This window comes from Burkholderia sp. Ac-20379, from assembly GCF_017104645.1.
Lineage (GTDB): Bacteria > Pseudomonadota > Gammaproteobacteria > Burkholderiales > Burkholderiaceae > Burkholderia.
On the sequence record NZ_JAAGPF010000757.1, the window covers coordinates 1 to 1028 of the forward strand.

At 72.5% G+C, this 1028-nt stretch carries 1 protein-coding gene; it reads right to left on the reverse strand.

The window, feature by feature from the left end; translation table 11 throughout:
• The coding region (locus G3N92_RS34440) for a WGR domain-containing protein (protein WP_206131928.1) at positions 1 to 688 on the reverse strand (688 nt) is incomplete at its 3' end.
• Between the last annotated feature and the right edge of the window lie 340 nt (positions 689 to 1028).

Here is a 1028-nt window from a genome sequence, read left to right on the forward strand (position 1 = left end):
CGGTGCGCGGCGCGATCGCGGCCGCGCGCGCCTGCGCGCTTTCGTGGATGCTGTGCTCCTTTCCCCAGCCATACAGCAGGCCGTTCGATTTGAGCAGGTCGCTTTCCATCTCCTCGCCGCGCTCGCTGACCCCGAAGCGGCGCTTGAGCTGCGTGGCCGACACCGTTTCGCCCGCCGCCATCTCGCCCGACACGATCTGCTCGCGCACGGCATTGAAGACCTGGTCGCATTGCGCGTCCAGGCTCGCGGTTTGGGGCAGCTCGGGCTCGGCGTGGGCCTCGGCCTCGGCCGTCAAGGCGGTGTCGACGGCCGCAGCCGGATCGTCCTCGACGACGGCGACCGCATCGGCATCGGCATCGGTATCGACGCGCTCGCTCGCGTCGCCGGGCGGCGTCATCGGCGAGGCCGCGGCGTTCGTCGCCTGCGGCGCGGCCGCCGTCGCGGGCTTCGGTGCGGTGGCGCCGATGCCGGCCCCGGCCGCCACGGCCACTTCGGCATAGCCCTTGCCGGTCTTTTCCTTGACGAGCTTGTCGAGCGCGGCGCGCGCCTTCGCCTCGTCGGCGAACGATTTGGTCTGGCTCTGCCCGGCCGTGCCGATGCGGCCCCAGCGCAGGTTGAGGTCCGAGCCGGCCGGCTCGACTTCCCAGAATTTGCTGGATTTGCCTTCGATCAATTCAAAACGACGCATCGCGTGCTCTCCCTCGGATCCTCGGCGCGGGCCTGCGCCGCGCCTGACTCTCGTGTCGCCCGCCGCATCGCGGCCGGGCGACATGCTGATGGTTCGGCGCGGCCGGCGTCACGCTATGCCGGCCGCGCCCCCTGTTATTCGTATCGCCCGGCGGCGTGCGACGCCGCCGGGCGAGGCCCTTCATGACTCGGCGATGCCGCACAGCAGCAGCGTCAGCCAGCCCAGTTGCGTCGGCAGCGCCGCCGGCTCCGCGCCGTGCAGCCCGTGCGCCAGCGCCCGCAGCGCACGGCCCGATTCGCCCAGCCCCGCCTGTTCGAGCCGCACGGCCTGGGCCTGCGCG